The sequence below is a fragment of the Sphingobium sp. D43FB genome (genome assembly GCF_002312805.1).
Classification (GTDB): domain Bacteria; phylum Pseudomonadota; class Alphaproteobacteria; order Sphingomonadales; family Sphingomonadaceae; genus Sphingobium.
Map to the genome: position 1 here is coordinate 1 of NZ_NMUA01000226.1, position 410 is coordinate 410.

General features: G+C 58.3%; 1 protein-coding gene. It reads left to right on the plus strand.

Annotated features, from left to right (window positions below; all coding sequences use genetic code 11):
* Positions 1–410 (plus strand): DUF1302 family protein (locus tag SxD43FB_RS24135; RefSeq protein WP_141249672.1); only part of this gene is annotated, 410 nt, incomplete at both ends.

Consider the following 410-nt stretch of genomic DNA (forward strand, 5'->3'; position numbering starts at 1 on the left):
CACAGGTGCCGGGTTCGGAACATACCAATGGGTGTACCCCGAGGACATCAAGGCGTTCGGTATCAGTGCCACCACTACAGTGGATACGATCAACTACGCCGGAGAGATCTCCGTACGTCGCGACACGCCGTTGACCAGCCTGCCGGTGGAAGTTGGAGCCCAAGAGGCGGACAACAACAACCACGCGTTTTATGCCATCGGTAATTCAGCGCATGCCAACGTGTCGATGATCTGGACTATGCCGCGCAACTTCATGTCCGACGAACCTTCGTTCAGCATGGAAGTGGCCTACAACCAGCTGACCAGTTGCACCAGTAATTGCTCGGCCATGGATCCGGATCTGGATCGACGCGCTGCTGCGGTGCGGGCCTTGTACGCGATACCGCAGCGCAACGTCATGGACGGCCTCG